The organism is Actinospica durhamensis (assembly GCF_018139695.1).
Lineage (GTDB): Bacteria > Actinomycetota > Actinomycetes > Streptomycetales > Catenulisporaceae > Actinospica > Actinospica durhamensis.
In genome coordinates this window covers 21,902-40,290 of the sequence record NZ_JAGSOG010000031.1, presented here as the reverse complement: position 1 = coordinate 40,290, position 18,389 = coordinate 21,902, and the positions used below count along the sequence as shown (strand labels likewise).

Here is an 18,389-nt window from a genome sequence, read left to right as displayed (position 1 = left end):
CGGTGGGCACCGGGGTCTTCGCACGCTCGGGGCGTCGGCTTCGGCGTCGGGAGGCGTCCTTGGCCAGGCGTTCGAGCTCGTCCGCGGTCAGCGAACCTGCGGTGTGGGCGGTTTCGAACTGCATCTGCGGTTCAGTTCAGGTTCAGGCGGTGTGTTGTGGTGCGGGTCCAAGTTGGCCGGGGCGACCCTGACCGGTAACTCAAGGGTTTGCTAAGTGGGGTCGCGCATGGTTTGCGCGACCCCACTTGGCGTTGTGTGCTGGGGGTCAGTTCACGAAGTAGCCGTCGACGTCGACGATGACTTCGATGGTTCCGCTGGAGGCGTTGTGGATGTCGATCTTGTTGCCGTTGCTGGCTGCGGCGATGTTGAGGTTGGCGGCGGTCTGGCCGGTGGCCCAGTTGATGGCGCTGGCGGTGGGAATGGACTGGCCGTCGGGGTACACGTTCAGGTCGCCGGCGGCGGTGCCTCCGGTGACGGTGATGTTGAGGTCGAGGGTCGGGTTGGTGGCGTTGATGGCGGCGGGGGTGGGCATGGTGATGGTGGTGTTGGCCGGGATCGGCGCCTTGGTGCCGGTGGAGGGGTTGTAGGCGCGGGTGTCGAGGAGTCGGGTGGAGGAGAGGGCGTGGAACTTCTGTCCGGTGGTGGAGGTGGTGTAGTAGCCGGAGATGTCGCCGACGACGTTGACTGAGGCGCCGCCCGAGTTGTAGATGTCGATCTTTCCGTTGGCGCCGACGGGCACGATCAGGGCGGCGGCGATGTTCTGGCCGCTGGCGTAGGTGAGCGCGGTGGATTCCGTCGGGTTGGTGAGGCTGTTGGTTGCGTCGGGGTAGGCGATGAGTTCTCCGCTGCCCGTGCTGTTGATCGCGGTGAGGTTGATGGCGACGGCGGTGACGGTGTTGGTGCCGTCGGCGGGGATGTCCGCGGTGGTGTTGCCCGCGACGGTGAGTGTGATGCCGGCGTCGCTGGCGATGGGTGCTTCGCTCGTGCCGAGGCCGCTGCGGGTGTCGAGTGCGCGGGACGGGTCCGTCAACGGCGTGTAGGTGCTGGTGTTGTTTGCGCCTGTGCCGGTGGTGAAGTAGCCGGTGACATCCACGATGAGTTGGGCGGTGCCGGTGGAGCTGTTGTAGATGTCGAAGTCGCCGTCGGTGCCGAGGGGGACGATGGCGGAGTTGGTTCCGGTCGCCGAGGTGAGGTAGTTGAGTGTTGAGGTGATGGGTGTCGGGGATCCGTCGGGGTAGGCGGTGAGGTAGCCGTTCGCGGTCTCGCTGAGGACGGTGATGGAGACGGCGGCTGCGGTGATGTTGGTCGAGGGCAGGGTGGTTCCGGCGACGGTGGCGCCTTCGACGGGTACCACGGTGGTGGAGTCGGAGGTCACCGGTCCGAGGGCCGCGCCGGCCCTGGGGTTGCCGGTGGTGCCGTTCTCGCGGGTGTCCATGATGCGTCCCGGGGTGAGCGGAACGAAGGAGCTGCCGAGGGCGGCGGCGGTGGTGGGGGGGACGACGCCGTTCCAGATGCGTAGGTCGGCGAGTTGCCCGTTGTAGTTGTGGGCGAGGGAGGCGGCGGAGTACGCGGTGTTCGAGGACTGCTGTGCTCCGAGGATGAACGGGCCGGTGGTGACGGTCGCGACGGTGGCGTCGCTGACGACGGCGATCTCGGTGCCGTCGGCGTAGAGCGAGAGGATGTTGGTGTCGGCGTTGTAGGTCGCGGTGACCTCGGTCCATTCGCTCAGATCGACGGTCCCGCCGGTGATCACGGTGAAGGTGTTTCCGGTGGTGCTGGTCGCGGCTGTGGTGTTGACCGAGAGTTCCCAGGCTCCTGCGGTCGTGGTTGACAGGACGGCAAGGGGGTTGTCGGCTCCGCCTTGGGACCATACGGCGGTGCCGAGGGTGGTGGGTTCGGCCCAGATGTCGGCGGTCCATGAGCTGTTGGGGTTGATGACGCTGGTGCTGCTCGCGCTTGTGGTCAGGGCGCCGTTGTCGGCTGCGGTGAGGTCGAGGTCGGGGTTGAAGGTGTTGTAGTCTCCGCTGCTCCAGTTGGCGCCGTTGCCGGTGGTGGCGCCGTTGTTGTTGGTGAGGGTCAGTCCGCCGGAGGCGTCGGCGGCGGTGGTGGCCACTCCGGACTGCTCGTCACTCAGTCCCCAGGCGTGGCTGGTGGTGGCCAGGGTCTGCGGTGTGGTGCCGGTGGTCGCGGTGGCGACGGCGCCGACGGTGGTGGAGAGGTTGGAGAACGTCGTCCAGTTGACGTTGTTGGTGGCGCCGGGGGTGATGGTCCAGACGGCGGGGGTGCCGCTGCCGGTGATGTCGGCGGTCTCGAGCGTGGCCATGGTGGTGTTGGTGTCGAAGTTCGAGGAGAGTTCCTGGCCGCAGGGGTTGGTGGCCGAGCCGGTGTAGGTCAGCGTCGCGGTGCCGTAGTTCGAGTCGCCGAGGGCGACTGCCAGGGGGCCGGTGTTGATGTTGAGGTTGGTGACCTGGATGTCCTGCCACAGGCAGAGTTCGCCGCTGCTCGGCTTCCACAGCACAAGGTCGGGGGAGTCGGCGATCTGGGTGGAGGCGATGACCCAGTTCTGCCAGCTGGTGTCGCCGTCGGGGGTTTCGTTGCTCAGTTGCGCGGCGCCCTTGCCCTCGGCCCCGAATACGCCTGCCCCACTGGTGAGGTAGTACTCGAGGTAGTAGCCGTTGGTCGAGTTGCCGCTGAGGCCCAGCAGGTCCGGGGTGGTCTCATCCACCGGGTTCGACGCGGACGCGGCGTCGTAGGCGTTGACGAGCTGGGCCGGGCTGTCGCCGTTGACATCGGCCAGGTCGCCTACCTTGATGCCGGCCTGGTAGCCCGTCAGTTGAGGGGAGAGCGCGAGGCCGTTGCCGTTGCCCTGGATGATCGAGCCCGCGGTGGTCGAGGGGTTGTAGGCCAGGACGTCTTGGAAGCCGTTGCCGGTGAATTCTCCGGTGATGACGTCGTCGCCGTTGTAGCCGGCGGGGGTGGAGCCGTTGACGCCGGTTCCGGTGCCGTTGATGCCGATGTCGGTGGCGTTGGACTGGACCTCTCCGGTGCCGGCGGTGCCTGCGGAGTCGGGGATGCCGGAGGACAGGTCCAGGCCGGCTGGGATGGCGCTGGAGGGGTCGGTGGTGTAGGTGTACGGAGTGGTCCCGTTCGAGTTGCTAATCTCGGTCTGACCTGCGGTGAGCAGGTCGGGGATGCCGTCGTCGGTGAGGTCGCGGTCGGCCGCGTTGGCTGCAGGGCCCACGAGGAACGGGCAGGTCGCGGTGTCTCCGAGGTTGCCGCCGGTAGACACCTCGGTCACCGTGAGTACATTGACTCTCTGTACCGGTATAAGGGTGATCGTTCCCGTGCCGTCGCCGTTGGCGGGGACGGTGGCGGGGGCGGAGGTGTTGAGCTGGTAGCGGTACGCGCTGGGTTTCGCTTCGCCGTTGCTGGTGTCGGGGTCGAGGGTGAAGGAGATGGAGGTTCCTGCGGTGCCGATCGTGCCGCCTCCGCACTGGGCGGTGTCGGCGAAACTGGGCTGGCCGGGCTTGGTCGGGTCGTAGTAGAAGTCACAGGTGGGAGAAAACGAGAGACTGCTGGTGAGACCGTCGGAGACCTTCACCGCCCAGAAGAACTCGGTCAACGAGCCTGCGGTCCAGCTGCTGGTGCCGGTGAAGTCGCTCGCCGGGAGCTGGATGCTGGCGAAGGAGTCGTTGGGCGTCGTCGCGGTGCTGGACGGGCCGAAGCTGTAGATCGGGCTGCCGCCCGAGCCGGCCCTGCTGCTCCACAGGATGAACTGGTACTGCAGCGGGTTCTGGCTGCCCATCTTCGTCGAGACGTAGCTGTAGAGCGTCACCGGGCCCAGACCCACCGCGTCGGTAGTGGCCGAGGCGCACGGGGTGGCCGGGCTGGTGGACATGTCCGCCGCGGTCGGCGTGTTCGGCGGCTGGTCGAAGGTGATCGAGATCGTGGCGGTCGACTGATCGAACTTGCGCCAGGTCAATGGGTTGGTCTCGTCGTCCGCGCGCAGCGCGAGGGTGAGCGTGGTGGATTTGCTGATGCCGTTGTTCGCCTGGTCCTGCACGAGGGTGGTCAGCGCGGGGGAGTTCCAGGTGACGTCCTGGGCCGCGGCGCAGCCGGTGCCGCCGTAGGCGAAGGACAGCTGCTCAAGCTGGCTGCCCCAGGCCGGCGCGGTGGACGCGCTGGTGCTCGAGTTGATCGCGCCGGTGTAGTAGAGGTCGATCGGCTCGCTGGTGCAGGAGTCGGACCAGACGTCATCGGTGTAGAAGTTCACGGTGTTGACGGTGGCGCCGGACAGCAGCGACGAGAGGGCTCCCATGTTGTACTGGAAGTAGGAGATGTCGTTGCTCTCGTAGCCGTCGGTGTCGTAGTCGGGGTCGACGTATCCGACGTGCAGGTAGTCCGAGCTGGTGGCGATGTCAAAGTGCGTCGCCGTCGGGTACTCGCTCGACGTGTAAGTCCAGTTGTTGACGTCGCCGCCGGTCGAGGCCCAGGTGGGGTCGATGAAGACCGGCCACGCGGTGTTCTTGCCCGTCAGCAGGGACTTGTCGGCGGTGAGGGTGAGCGTGCCGTGGCCGGCGCTCACGCCCAGGCGCGCGGTGTGCGCGGCGGCTCCGGGCGCGGCGGCGCTGGAGGTGACCGGGCTGCCGGTGCGCCGATCGAGGTGGATGCCGGTGTGCGGGTCGGTGGCCGGGGTCGCGGACTCGGCGCTGGAGGTCGCCGAGTCCCACATCTGCGGGATCGGCGCGGTGAACAGGGCCACGCCGCGCGGGGTGCGGGCGGTGAGGTTGCCCGCCTTGTCCGCCGCGACGACGATCCCGCCGGTGGTCTTGGTGCCGAACGTCAGAGTGCTCAGCGCCGGGTTCGCCGCGGCCTGGGCGTCGGCGACCTCGAAGACCTCGGAGAAACCGCCGGTGGTGGAGGCGGTGACGGTCAGGCTCACCCCGGGCAGCACGTTTGCGTAGGTCGCGGTGGCGCCGCTGACCGTGGGGGCGGGCAGCGCGGGGATCGAGGAGGGCAGGGTGAGCGAGAGCCCGTAGGTGCCGGCGGCCATGCTGGCCAGGGGGCTGGTGCCGCCGCCGGATATCGCCAGGTGCTCGGTGGAGACCTTCGGCGAGTAGGTGCCGTCGGCATTGCGCACCAGCGTCGCGTCCAGCGACTTCCAGGTCCCGCCGACCTCGGTGCGCTGCGGGTTGACCGAGTCCGACAGCACCAGCTGCCCGTTCGGCTCCGCGGTCAGGGTGGAGAACGCGGTGGTGGCCGAGGAGACGGCCACCGGCTTGCCGGTCGAGCGCGCCTGCTTGAGCGCCTGCTCCCGCGCGGCCTGGGGGCCGGCGGCGGCCGAGGAACTCGATGACTTCGAGGACGGCTTGGCCGCATTCGATGGGATGGAGGACGCGGCCTGCGCGGTGTTGGCCCCGGTCAAGCAGAGGGCGAACAGCGCAGCAGCCATGGTTGGTATCAAGTATCTTTGTTTAAAGCCAATAGGTGACAAGATCATGACGAAAAGGCTTCCGTTCCGTTATCTGAGATTAGCGGCGTCCGGCATCGCTCATACGTGACGCCTAGACCGTGCCGAGTCATCGTTACAGGTCGACGCGCCGAGTGAAGGGGCGGAGGGCGTGTCGGAATGCCCGATTTTGGGTGCGAACCTTGATAAAGATCCTTGTGGGGTTATCAGATCGTTATCAAAATGCTCTTAGTGTCAGTGGTCTGTAAGGGTCTATGTTCAAGGTGGTTCATCGCGTGTTCGCCCACGAGCATGCGGTGGCTTTCGCTTGTCTGCTGTGGCTTGACTTGGCAATAGCCGTGCGCCCCGGAGGTCGGGAGCGAGCGGATGGGGAGGCGGCTTCGATGTTCGCTCGTGGTGGCTGGTGGCGTACCCGTCAGGGGAGGCGGCCGATACGGCTGGCTGGTCCCACTGTCGTGGTGGGGCTGGTGGCCGGGCTCGCGCTGGCGAGTCCGATGCCGGCGGTCGCGGCCGTGGCGGCGAGACCGGCTGCATCGAGCGGCCCGGCGGTCACCGGCGTCGTGATGTCCTCGAAGTCGCACACGAACACCCGGACGATGACCCTGAACGGCAAGTCCGTGGGCGTTTACAAGGCGAGCGGAACGCAACTGCCGGCCGCGACCTCGGGGTCTGCGACGCTGCAGGCCCGCGGCACCGCAACGGTTTCGGGCAACCAGCCCCCCGCCGTCACCGCGGCGCAGCTGCCGAAGGCGTCGATCGCGGGCACGCCGCTGTGGGCGCAGCGCACCTCAACCCTCTCCGGGCCGAGCAGCGTGACCGGAGCGGTTGCGTCGCAGAGCCTTGCCAAGCAGTTGGGCGTGACCGGAGTCGTCTACTCGGTCGCCGGAAGCGGCGGTTCGGGCAGCGTGCGGGTGGGCCTGGACTACGCGGCGTTCAAGGACGCGTACGGCGCGAACTTCGGGTCGCGCCTGGAGCTCTACACCCTGCCCGCCTGCGCGCTGACCACGCCGCAGCTGGCGAAGTGCCGGGTGCGCACGCCCGTGACCGGGGCCGTGAACGACCCCGCCGCCGACACGCTCTCCGGCGTCGTGAAGATATCCGGTGCCGACACGGCGGCCTCGTCCGGCGCGGCCTACACCGGCGGCGGCACGGTCAGCGACGGCAACTACGTCATCGGCACCGCGTCGGCGGTCAGCGCGTCGAGCCCGTCCTCGGGCATCGTGCTCGCCGCGTCCTCCGGCGCGGGCGAGGAGGGCTCGGCCACCGGCAACTACGCCGCCACCAAGCTCTCGCCCGCCGGGTCGTGGACCGCCGGCGGTTCCGAGGGCGACTTCACCTACAACTACCCGATCACCGTGCCCTCCTCCTCGACCTCGCTGACGCCGAAGGTCGAGCTGGACTACGACTCCGGGTCGGTGGACGGCAAGACCTCGATGACCAACGCGCAGGCCTCCATGGTCGGTGACGGCTGGACGGATCCGTCCGAGAACTACATCACCCAGACGTACGTGCCGTGCTCCGACAGCCCGGAGGGCACCGCCTCGCCGACGAGCACGCAGGACATGTGCTACGACGGCGAGATCCTCTCGATCTCGCTCAACGGCTCGAGCACCACGATCGTGGACGACAACGGCACCTTCAAGCTCCAGAACGACAACGGCGCCGTCATCTCCCATGTCGCCGATTCGAACAAGGGCCAGAACACCTACAACACCGACTACTGGACGGTCACCGAGCGCGACGGCACGGAGTACTACTTCGGCCTGAACGAGCTGCCGGGCTACACCTCGACGGGTCAGACGAATTCGGTGGACTGGGAGCCGGTCTACGCGGCGCACTCGGGTGACCCGTGCTGGAACGCGACCTGGGCCGACTCGGTGTGCAACATGGCGTATGAGTGGCACCTGGACTATGTCACCGACACCCACGGTGACGCGATGTCGTACTACTACAAGCAGGACACCAACTACTACGGCGCGAACAACGGCGCCTCAGAGAAGGAATACGTCCGCGACTCCTACCTCAGCGAGATCGACTACGGATACACCACGGCCAGCGGTGCCTACGGGATCGTCCCGGACAAGGTCTCGTTCACCACGGTCAACCGCTGCGTCGCCTCGACCTGTGACGCCCCGTCCTCCTCGATGTCAGCGACGACCGCGGCGAGCGAGTACCCGGACGTGCCCACCGACCTGATCTGCGCGTCGGGCGCGACCTGCACGAGCTACTCGCCGTCGTTCTTCTCCACGGTCATGCTCACCACGATCACCACGTCGCAGTACTCGCTGTCCGCGTCCAAGCAGGTCGATGTCGACTCCTACGCCCTGGCCCAGGACTTCCCGGCCACCGGCGACAACACCTCCGGGACGCTCTGGCTCGAATCGATCACCCACACCGGTGACGACACCTCCGCGGGCGGGTCGAGCTCCTCGATCAGTGAGCCGAGCGTGTCGTTCTCCGGGACCGACCTGCCAAACCGGTGGGACGTGGAGACCTACCCGGGCCTGTACCGGTGGCGCATCGCCGACGTCACCAGTGAGCTGGGTTCGAAGGTCGGCGTGACCTACGAGATACCGGACACATGCGCGGCCTCCACTTTGGACGCTCCCACCGCGACACCGTCGTCGAACACGACCTCCTGCTACCCGGTCTACTGGACACCGGATGGCTACTCGGCGGCGATCGAGGACTGGTTCATCAAGTACGCGGTGCGGGAGGTGACGGTCACCGACGAGACCGGCGGCGCCGCCGAAGAGGTGACGCAGTACTCCTACGCGAACCCGGCCTGGCACTACGACGACGAGCCGGCGGTGCAGGCGAAGGACCGCACCTACGGTGAGTTCCGCGGCTACGAGCAGGTGAACACCGTCCAGGGCAACGGCACCAGCGACGCGATGGACAAGAGCGTCACCCGCTACTACCAGGGCATGTACGGGGACTACCTCTCCCCTACCTCCACCTCCACCACGACCGTGCCCGACACGCTCGGCGGCGTTCACAACGACTACGCCGCCCTGGCCGGGCAGCCGCTGGAGACCCTCACCTACTTCGGCGACACCAGCACCGTGGACAAGGCCACCGTCGACTCGTACTGGGTCTCGAGCGCGACCGCGTCTCAGACGTTCACCGGCCTGCCGGCCACGACCGCACAGATGACCGGCCCCGCCGAGGCGTACACCGAGCAACTCGTCACCGACAGCAGCACGACGTCCGCGTGGGACTACACGGAAACCGACGACGCCTACGACGCCACCACGACCGACGCCGACTTCGGGCTGAAGCTCTACGAGTACTCCCACGCCTGGACATCGTCGGGCACCGCAGACACGGACGACACGGACACCGACTACAGCCACTGCACCAGCTACACCTACGCTCCGGCGAACACGACCCTGAACATCGTCGGGCTGTCGCTGGCCACGACCGAGGCGTCGGTGGCGTGCTCCGGATTCACCGAGAGCTCGATCCCCTCGGTGCCCAGCACCTCCACCTCCCTCGGCGCGCCGGCGAGCTTCACCCAGGACCAGGTCGTCTCGGCGACGCTGAACTTCTACGACCAGAACGGCTCGTTCGTCACCACCGGCATCGCGCCGCAGACCACGACCCCGACCGTCGGGAACCTGACCGAGACTGCCACGGCCACCGGGTACGCGCCCGGCACGTTCACCTACCAGATGGCCTCCGAGAGCACCTTCGACAACTACGGACGGGCCGAGGACACCTACGACGCAGACGGATACAAGACGATCACCTCGTACACCGTCACCGACGGAATCACCACGGCCGAGTCCGTCGAGAACGCCCTCAACCAGACGACCTCCGAGACCTTCGATCCCGCCCGGGCCCTGGTACTGACCTCCACCGACATCAACGGGGTCGTCACGACCAAGCAGTACGACGCACTCGGGCGCGTGACCGCGGTCTGGGGATACTCGCGGGCGACCTCCACAGCCGCGAACTACCTCTACAGCTACACCGAGTCGAAAACCGGCCTTTCCGGTTCGATCACCGAGAAGCTCAACGACCTGGCGGACTACACAGAGACCGCCACGATCCTCGACTCGCTCGGACGCACCCGCGAGACCCAGGCCAACACCCCGGCCGGCGGCTCACTGGTGACCGACACCATCTACAACTCCCTCGGCCAGGTCTCCGCGACCTACAACAACTGGTGGGACTCGACCGACCTGCCCTCGATCGCGCTTGCCTCCTCATTCGACATCGACCAGATCTACAACTGGGACCAGTACGTCTACGACGGCCTGGGCAACAAGGTCGAAGACGAGTCGATGACCTACGACGACCAGGTGTACTCCACCTCCTACACCGTCTACTCCGGCGATGAGACCACGACGTTCCCCCCGGCCGGCGGGACCGTGAAGAGCACGGGCACCGACCCGCTCGGGCGCACCAGCTCCGTCTCCACGTATTCGACCCGCCCGACCGTCACGATTCCGTCGAACGTGAACACCACCCCGTTCTACGTCAGCGGCGGCGTCGCGCTGACCACGAGCTACACCTACGACGGGCACGGCAACCAGGCGGTCACGACCGACCCGGACGGTCAGAAGTGGACCAGCGTCTTCGACCTGCTCGGCCGGGTCACCGAGAAGGAGGACCCGACCGCCGGCAACAGCTTTACGGTGTACGACGCGGACGGCAACGTCCTGCAGACGGAGGACGCGCGTTCGGAATACGTGTCGTACACCTACGACAAGCTCGGGCGTAAGACTGCTGAGTACGCCTCGGACGACGTCGCGGCGGACCAGGCCAAGGCCGGGGCCGAGGTCGCGGCGTGGGTGTATGACGACTCGAACGGCCTCGCGGCGATCAGCGCCTACGCGAAGGGGCACGTGACCACGGAGTACTCGTACTCGGGCGGCGCGACCTACACGCTGCAGTACGAGGGCTTCAACGTCTTCGGCGAGTCCCTGGAGGAGGCCTACACCTTCCCGTCCACCGTGACGGGGCTGGCCGGGACGTACTACATCGGGCACAGCTACACCGCGAACCTGGGCCTGCCCGCGAGCACGATCTACCCAACCACCACCGGCCCCCTGGCCACGGAGACGGTCGGCTACTCCTACACCGGTGCGCTCGAACTGCCCAACGGCGTCAACGGCACGGGCCAGTACTCCCAGTCCACCGCCTACGACGCCTGGGGCCGGGTCTCCTCCGAGACCATCGGATCCACCGCCGCCACCGGCGAGGCCACCCTGACCAACACCTACGACCCGCACACCGGCGCCCTGACCGAACAGCTGGTGACCAACGCCACCGGCAACATCGACGAGACCACCTACGCCTACGACCTGTACGGCAACATCACCAAACAGCTCGACGAGCGCGAGAACACCGCCGCCGACACCGAGACCCAGTGCTACCAGTACAACGGCCTCGACCAGCTGTCCACCGCGTGGACCGCGACCGACGCCTGCGCCACCGTCCCGTCGCAGAACAGCTTCTCCACCGTCGGCGACGCTCTTGGTACCGCCAGCGCGTACTGGGACAGCTGGACGTATGACAACGAGGGCAACCGGCAAACCCAGGACCAGCACTCCCTGACCAGCTCCGCCCAGGACCAGATCACCACCGACACGATCTCGAGCACCAACAACGAGATCAGCGGAACCACGACCAGCGTCAACAGCGCCCAGACCGCGTCCACCACCTACGGCTACGACCTGGCCGGCAACACCGACAGCCGCACCACCACCGCCGACGGCACCCAGACGTTGAGCTGGAACAACGAAGGCCAGCTCTACAACATCTCCTCCACCAAGAACGGCACCTCCGCCTACGTCTACGACGCCGACGGCAACCTGCTGACGGAGACCGACTCGGCCACCAACAGCACCACGCTTTACCTGCCGGGCGAACAGATCACCTACAACACCGGCAACGGCGCCACCAGCGTCAACCGGTACTACGCCCTCGCGGACGGCACCGCCGTACGCACTGGAACCGGCAACAACTACGACTTCGAGCTCAGCGACCAGCACCACACCAACGACCTCTACCTCGACTACACCGCCCAGACCCCGACCTGGCGCCAGTTCGACCCCTTCGGCAACGCCCGCGGCACCGCCGTCACCTGGGTCGACAACCGCACGTTCCTCAACGACGTCACCGACACCGAAACCGGCCTGACCGACATCGGCGCCCGCTGGTACGACGCCGCGATAGGCCGCTTCGAGAGCCTCGACCCGGTCTTCGAAGCCACCGATACCCTCGCCCTCGGCGGCTACGCCTACACCGACGGCAACCCCATCACCAGCAGCGACCCGACCGGTCAAATGATCGAGGGCGAAAGCGGATACGGTACCGCGAACGACAGCCAGTGTGACCTGAGCTGCGCCACCAATCTCGCAAACAACGTCACTCAAAAAAATCAAGAGAGCATAGAGGCGGAGCATAGCCACTCCGGTGGGCTGGGGACGAAGGTATTGGCATTATTGTGCGGAGTATGTGCAGCCGTCCCCGAAATGTATGACCAAGGCGCGAAGATCGACCCGACAAATCCGGCCCAGGGCATGATAAACAATGCCGATGGCGAAACCGCGATCCAGCAAGGCATAGCCACTGACAACCCACAGGAATTGCAGAACGGTTTCGTCCAGCTTGGCCTTACGCTCGCTCCTGGACTTGAGGAGGCAGGCGCCCTCGACGACAGTAGCGATTTACTGATGGGAGCATGCCTGGGCGGCGAAAGCTTTACAGCCGACACGCCCGTGCTCACTGCGACGGGGAAACAGGTCGCCATCAGCACGCTGAAGGTCGGCGACAAAGTGGAGGCGACCAACACCTCGACTGGCAAGACCGAGCCCGAGAAGGTATCTGCCGTCCTGGTCCACCACGACACGGACCTGTACGACCTCACTGTCCGGGTTGGCGGCAAGCCCAGCGTCATCCACACCACCAGCAACCACCTCTACTGGGTTCCCGGCACCGGCGACAAGAACCACGGCGGCAAGTGGGTCACCGCAGCCCAGCTCAAGCCCGGAACCCACCTACGCACACCTGACAATGCCACCGCAGTGACCGTCGTCGCCGGAGCGACCCCTGCCAAGCCCGATGGCTGGATGTGGGACCTCACCATCCCCGGTGACAACGACCACGACTTCTACGTGGTCATCGGTGGCACGGCTGTACTCGTACACAACATCAACGGTTGCGGACCGAGCGCAGTGCAGCAGTTGCTGTCCGCCAATGGCGAGCCGGGGAAGACCGCGGGTGTCCTTGATCTCAATGGCGAGCTTACCTCGTTGGTTTCGGGGAAAGGCGAGCTCCCTAACTATGCAGCTAGCGGACACGTTGAGGGGCAGGCTGCTATGATGATGCGCGCCGAGAAAGCGACGAGTGCCACGCTTTATATCGACAACCCGAATGGCATATGCGGATACTGTAGGTCACAGATTGCAACACTGCTTCCCGAGGGTGCAACTTTGGAAGTGGTGACGCCTTTGGGAACGGTCGAACCCACTGCAAGGTGGAGCTCCAGTAAGGTGTTCACGGGTAATGAACGTTATCCTAAGGGATGGGTTGAGTGATGGCGTGAGCATCGTATGGTGTATGAGTGATCCGCATTCTGGACACTATTCTCCCGTGGAAGTAACTTCAGATACTGCTGAATTTTACGAGGCGCTTGTCCCTCTTCGAGGAGTCGGGCGTGGATACGTCGAGGTAGGCTTAAGCGATCGAGACGACGTTCAGCTGACAATGGGGTTCCAAGAGGACTATGCAGTTATCCACTTGATTGCCGACGCGCACACGCTCCTTCTTGTTGGGGATGGGATCGCTCCAATTGATGCCATGGTTGAAGTTCCAATCATGGGGGAACTAGGGCAGTTCACGGGGGAATTTGCGATGGGCGTTGATCGCGCATGGACGGTTATTCAAAACTTTCTTGATTCGGTCGCCCCGGAAAGCCTTGGAGAATGGCGTGAGTTGTAGCTGTAACGGCTCTGGAGGTACTAATTCAATTTGAAGTTGAAGGTGCCGAGAAGTCCGTCCATACTGGTCAGGCTGCGATGTGGTATTCGTGGAGGATGCCGCCGATTCGGTCGCGTCGGGCGACGCGGAAGTGGTCGTGGTCGCCCGAGCGCGTTGCGGTAGCGTCTCGAGTGGTATTGAGATCCGCGATCCGTGTGCATAATCGCGTTGCCCGCGACCAGACCGGCACGATGTGCCGAGGTGATTGCTTCGACGGCGAGGCCGGCGCGCATGTGCGGCGCGATCGCGTATCCGATCAACTCCCTGCTACATAGGTCCAGGACGGTCGCGAGGTAGAGCCAGCCTTCGCCGGTCGGGAAGCAGCTGATGTCCCCGATCAGCTTCAATCCGGGCATCGGCGCGATGAACTGCCGTTGAATCAGATCCGCGACCGCGACCGCGTCCTTGTCCGGCTTCGTCAGGTTCCGACGCTTGCGCCGGGTGATTCCAGCGATGCCGTGCTCCCGCATCAACCTCGCGACCCGGCGCCGGCCGACCTCGAAGCCCTGCCGCTTGAGCTCGCGGGTGATCCGCTCGGCCCCGTACGCCGGGTGCGCGGCATGGATCTCGACAATCGGTTCGAGAAGCTCCTGTTCCTCTTCGGTGCGCGCGATCCGGCGAGCTTCGGCCCGGGTCCACAGGTTGAAGGATCCTGCTGGTTAATTCGTTGTCGCTGCGTGGAGGCGTATCAACCGGCTGGTGTGGGTGTGGTCGAGTGGCTGGTGGGTGAAGTAGGCGTCGAGCCGGGTGATGTTGATGGCGGTGGCGCCGAGGTAGTGTTCGAGCTCGACCTTCTTTTGCCCGCGGTAGCGGGCTTTGCGCAGGCCGACGCTGTTCGCCGCTTGGTTCATGGTGCCTTCGATCCCGGCGCGGCGCTGGTAGAGGCGTCGCCAGTCTTTCGAGCCCTGGGCCGTGCGGGTGGCCTGTTGGAGTTGGTGGATCTCGCGGGGGTAGACGGTGATCCGCCGTTGGCGGGCCTTGCTGCTGGTGCACGCGGGCTGGGCGTCGCAGGTCCAGCAGGCGCGCTGGGGGAAGGCGATGTGGATCTTCTCGATGCCGTTCTGGGTGCAGTGGTTCCAGTGTGCCGAGGTCACACCCTGCGGGCAGGTGGCGGTGCGGGTGTCGTAGTCGATGACGAACTCGTCCCGGCTGTAGCCGTTGCGGGTTCTGGCCTGGCGCGAGCTGTCTCCGAGCAGCGGGGTGATCATCGTGATGCCGTGCTCGCGGCGGGCTGCGACCAGGATGGGCATGGACGGATAGCCCGAATCCACGTAGTGCTCGGCCGGAGCAAGGCCGTGTTCGGCCAGGTCCCGGTGGATCGGGACGGTCGCGCTGCTGTCCGGCGTGGTCGCGGCCGTGGTCAGCACGTTCGTGATCAGGTTCGGAGTGCCGGCCTCGTCGGGGTCCTCGCAGGTTGGAGTGAACCCCGGGCACCCGACACGTGGCCGCTACGCTCGGGCCGGGTCAGGTGCGCCGAGGGCTGAGCAGTCATCCACATCGATGCCAACCCCGACAACGCTGAGCGGTTTTAGCCGAAGGGTGTTGATGTTCCGCCGCCGGGCGAGTGGTGGGCGAGCGGATGGGTGTGGACAGAGCGTGAGCATCTGGCGTCGGTAGGACGTGAGGGCGGCGGGCAGCCGGATCAGATGCGAGAAGCCGGACGTTGCGGCCCGGATTGGCATGCCCGGGAGCTGGCCCATCCCGCCTACGGATCAAAAGGTTAGGGGTTCGAATCCCTTCGGGCGCACCACGTACGACCCGGCTAGTCCGCAGTTCAGGGCTCTGTTCTCTTATCAAGAGGATGGGGCCCTTTTCGTGTTACTGGGGCCTTGCTCTCACAAACTCTCACAACGGGTCTAACGATCTTCTCTAGCGGGTGAGGTAGGCCTCGATCTCGTCGAGACCCACGCCTTCCGCCGGGGTGACCTTCTCGTCGCCGCGCAGCAGCCAGTACTTGCCGTAGTCGAGCGCACGCTCATCGCGGCGGCGCGAACGGGTCAGCTTGAGGCCCTGGCGCTCGGCGGCCCGCCGAAGCCGGATCTCGCGGACCTTCTCGGCCTGCTCCACTGCGGCCCCTTCGCTGTCGCGTAGCTGTTACTGGAAACGATACTGCAAGAGATGCTGGAAGCAAGGGTGTATCTCAAGATTCTTTATCCGCTCTTGCGGCCGAGGGCGTCGCGCGCTGCCGCCAGGTCGTCCGGCCGGGCATGCAGGTAGTTGGATTCGACACGGTTTATGCCACCAGCTAGTCTTACGCGTCCGTTGACATGCGGGTTTGTCATGCGAGGCACATGGTGGCGGGCGGCTGGTAGTCGATCGCGGAGTGTAGCCGCCGGGCGTTGTAGTCGTTGATGTAGTTTTCGATGTCGCGTCGGGCGCTGGCTCTGTCGGGCCAGGATTCGGTGCCGATCTCGGATTTGATCGTGGCGAAGAAGGATTCTGCGGCGGTGCCGTCGAGGCGGGAGCCGGTACGGCTTGTGGATTGTCGTATCTCGAGGCGCTGCAGGAGCCGCTGGTATGTCTTCGCGAAATATTGACTGGCTTCAAGGGATCGTTGCAACGCATTGTCCCGTTTAGGGTAACTTTAGCTCGTCGCGGAGGGCCTCGGCAGGGGTTCGCCAGCCGAGTGCTTTGCGCGGCCGGCTGTTGAGGGCGACCGCGACGGCCTCGATCTCCCGCGCGCTCCAGCGCGCGAGGTCTGTGCCCTTGGGGAAGTACTGGCGTAGCAGCCCGTTGGTGTTCTCGTTCGTGCCGCGCTGCCAGGGGCTGTGCGGATCGGCGAAGTAGACCTGGAGCCCGGTGTCGATCGTCAACTGGGCATGCTGGGCGAGTTCTTTGCCACGGTTCCAGGTCAACGACCGTCGCAGCTGGTCGGGCATCGTCGTGATCGTCTCGGCGATGGCGTCCTTCATCGCGTGGGCGCCGTAGCCGGCCAACGCCGGGCCGTTCTTGGTCCGTGGCTGCTGACCGAAGCCCTCCATCCGCGGCAGGTGCAACAGGACCGTGAACCGTGTCGTGCGCTCCACCAGCGTCCCGATCGCCGACCGGTCGGTGCCGATGATCAGATCGCCTTCCCAATGACCGGGCACCGCACGGTCCTCAGCCTCGGCCGGCCGCTGACTGATCATCACCTCGTCCGTGACGTGGCCCGCAGCGCGCTGCCGGGCGCGAGCGCGTGGAACCCGCAGCGCACGACCGGTGCGCAGGCAGGCGACCAACTCCCGTTTCAGCGCCCCGCGGCCTTCGACGTAGAGGGCCTGGTAGATCGCCTCGTGCGAGATGCGCATGGACTCATCATCGGGGAACTCCGCCGGCAACCGGTGCGCGATCTGTTCCGGGCTCCACGCGGTCGCCCAGCGCCGATCCGCCCGGCGCGGCTTGTTGCGTCCGTGCCACACAGGGACCGCGGGACCCGACGCGATCGTGCCGTTCGACATGCGGATCTCCCCGGCCAGCCGCTCCTGGACGTACTGGTGAAGACGCTCGTTCGCAGCCAGCTTCGAGACCTTGGGCCGACGCGCCCGACGCTCGGCGTGCCACTGCGCCGTCGAGGCCCGGTAATCCAGATAGTAGGACCGGCTCGAGGCGTTGCGCCGCACCTCCCGCGAGATCGTCGAGGGCGAGCGTCCCAACCGCCGGGCGATCTCGCGCACACCCACATCCTGGGCCCACCACACCGCGATGTCCTCGCGCTCAGTAAACGACAGATACCGGCCCGACGTGGATGAGGGCAGCTGCGGATTCACTCCGCCAGCGTGACGAAACCAGCGGAACCCCACCGGCGCAGACACGCGGGCGACCGCGGCCGCGTCCTCCGTACAGCCCCCTGCCCCGATCTCCGCCCAGAACCGAACCCGGTCCTCCCGCCAGGCCACCGTCGGCCGCCCCGGCGAAGGAATCTGCCCCCGATAGCGGCGAACCGCCCGCTGCCGCGGCCCTACACCCACCGCTCTCACCTCCAGAATCGAGGCGTTGCGACGACCGATTGAATCCGCCTTGGCTGCCTCTGTCCGTGTGCATGATCGCGTTGCCGGCGGTCAGGCCGCGGCCGTGCGCCATGGTCATCGCGTCGGCTACGAGGCTGGTGCGCATGTGCGCCGCGATGGCCCAGCCGATCAACTCTTTACTGCACAGGTCGATCACGGTCACGAGGTAGATCCATCCTTCGGACGTGCGGAGACAGGAGATGTCGCCGGTCAGTTTCAGGCCGGGCATGGGAGCGGTGAAGTTGCGCTGGAGCAGGTCGGGGATCGCGGCAGCGCGTTTGTCGGGTTTGGTCAGGTTGCGGCGCTTGCGCCGGGTGATTCCGGCGATGCCGTTCTCCCGCATGAGTCGGGAGACCCTGCGCGGGCCGATCTGTGTCCCTTGGTTCTTCAACTCCCGGGTGACCCGTTCCGCCCCATATGCGGGATGGGCCGTGTGGATCTCGGTGATCAGCTGCAGCAGCTCCCGGTCCTCGAGGTTGCGGGCCGTGCGCTTGGGTTCCGCACGGACCCAGGCGAAGTAGCCGGCGTGGTCGGTGGCGATGATCCGGCAGATTCGCCGGACTGCGAACCGGTTACGGAGCGTGTGGATGAACGTGAACCGTTCCCGGGCCGGCGCGTGATGGATCAAGGTTTCGGCCGATTTCCGCCCAAGGTCGGCTTCCTCGCGCAGGTCCCGTAGTTCGTGTTCTTGTCGCCGTAGCTGCCCGCGGGCGTCGGCGAGAGCGGCTTCGAGATCACGACGGCTGGCGCGGCGAGACGGCATGAACCAGAACCCTGGCAGCTGTCGCCCCGCTACCCGCGTTCCGTTGCTGTCCTGCAGCGCGACGGACGAACGCCGGAACCCATCCCGCCGCATGTCAAAGCCACGATGCGGCGAGGTGGTGGCATAAACCGCGTCCACTCCACAGTGACAGCCCCTGCCCGCTGACAACCGAGCTTGC

At 66.0% G+C, this 18,389-nt stretch carries 8 protein-coding genes and 1 pseudogene; 2 read left to right on the top strand and 7 right to left on the bottom strand.

Annotated features, from left to right (window positions below; genetic code table 11):
- Nucleotides 1–265: 265 nt before the first annotated feature.
- A complete protein-coding gene (locus tag KDL01_RS44470) occupies nt 266–5,452 on the bottom strand; it encodes a LamG domain-containing protein (RefSeq protein ID WP_212528011.1) in 5,187 nt (1,728 codons plus the stop codon).
- A 473-nt stretch (nt 5,453–5,925) separates the two neighbouring features.
- Between KDL01_RS44470 and KDL01_RS09460 the strand changes: the two genes are divergently transcribed.
- Nucleotides 5,926–13,020 (top strand): RHS repeat-associated core domain-containing protein, encoded by a 7,095-nt coding sequence (locus KDL01_RS09460; RefSeq protein WP_212528010.1) that lies wholly within the window; start codon nt 5,926–5,928, stop codon nt 13,018–13,020.
- A 22-nt stretch (nt 13,021–13,042) separates the two neighbouring features.
- On the top strand, nt 13,043–13,423 hold the full coding sequence (locus tag KDL01_RS09455) for a hypothetical protein (protein ID WP_212528009.1): 381 nt from the start codon (nt 13,043–13,045) through the stop codon (nt 13,421–13,423).
- Between the two features lie 20 nt (nt 13,424–13,443).
- Here KDL01_RS09455 and KDL01_RS09450 read toward each other — a convergent pair whose 3' ends face one another.
- The 6 genes and pseudogenes from KDL01_RS09450 to KDL01_RS46755 all read right to left on the bottom strand — a co-directional run.
- A complete protein-coding gene (locus KDL01_RS09450) occupies nt 13,444–14,076 on the bottom strand; it encodes an IS3 family transposase (protein WP_307846206.1) in 633 nt (210 codons plus the stop codon).
- Between the two features lie 45 nt (nt 14,077–14,121).
- Entirely contained in the window at nt 14,122–14,829 is a 708-nt protein-coding gene (locus KDL01_RS09445; protein WP_212528008.1) for a transposase, read from the bottom strand.
- A gap of 502 nt (nt 14,830–15,331) precedes the next feature.
- Nucleotides 15,332–15,529 carry a hypothetical protein gene (locus tag KDL01_RS09440; protein WP_212528007.1) on the bottom strand — a complete coding sequence of 66 codons (198 nt, stop codon included), beginning with the start codon at nt 15,527–15,529 and terminating at the stop codon, nt 15,332–15,334.
- Between the two features lie 211 nt (nt 15,530–15,740).
- Nucleotides 15,741–16,022 (bottom strand): integrase core domain-containing protein, encoded by a 282-nt coding sequence (locus KDL01_RS09435; protein ID WP_212528006.1) that lies wholly within the window; start codon nt 16,020–16,022, stop codon nt 15,741–15,743.
- Between the two features lie 13 nt (nt 16,023–16,035).
- Nucleotides 16,036–17,409, bottom strand: coding sequence for an IS30 family transposase (locus tag KDL01_RS09430; protein WP_212528005.1), 1,374 nt, complete (start codon nt 17,407–17,409; stop codon nt 16,036–16,038).
- 58 nt (nt 17,410–17,467) lie between these two features.
- Nucleotides 17,468–18,211, bottom strand: a pseudogene (locus KDL01_RS46755) (IS3 family transposase); the annotation flags it as partial.
- Nucleotides 18,212–18,389 lie beyond the last annotated feature (178 nt).

What these genes read in the sequence shown, in the direction of transcription:
- KDL01_RS44470 (WP_212528011.1), bottom strand. Translation starts at nt 5,452, where the DNA reads ATGGCTGCTGCGCTGTTCGCCCTCTGCTTGACCGGGGCCAACACCGCG.
- KDL01_RS09455 (WP_212528009.1), top strand. Translation starts at nt 13,043, where the DNA reads ATGAGTGATCCGCATTCTGGACACTATTCTCCCGTGGAAGTAACTTCA.